The sequence below is a fragment of the Paenibacillus popilliae ATCC 14706 genome (assembly GCF_000315235.1).
In the GTDB taxonomy this organism is placed as follows: domain Bacteria; phylum Bacillota; class Bacilli; order Paenibacillales; family Paenibacillaceae; genus Paenibacillus_B; species Paenibacillus_B popilliae.
Genome location: NZ_BALG01000368.1, coordinates 1 through 308 on the forward strand (window position 1 = coordinate 1; position 308 = coordinate 308).

General features: G+C 50.6%; 1 pseudogene. It reads left to right on the top strand.

Annotated elements, in window-relative coordinates:
• Nucleotides 1-308, top strand: a pseudogene (locus PPOP_RS24715) (group II intron reverse transcriptase/maturase); the annotation flags it as partial.

Consider the following 308-nt stretch of genomic DNA (forward strand, 5'->3'; position numbering starts at 1 on the left):
GATTTGCAGACGATATGCTGATTACAGTAAGCGGGCATTCCAGTAAGCGTGGGTGGGCGGAACTGGCGTTGAAGCGATTGCGCGAACATTTGGAACCACTGGGCGTGGAACTCAACCTAGAAAAGACTCGAACGGTTAACGCCCTGAGCGGTGAGGCATTCGCTTTTCTAGGATTCGACCTGCGAAGAGTTCGGAATCGAAGTAATACCGGGTACTTCATCCTTATAACACCGAGGAAGAAGGCCTGTGTATCCGTGAAAGCACGCATTCGCGAAATCATCCATAATGGTGGAGCGAAATCGGCCAAA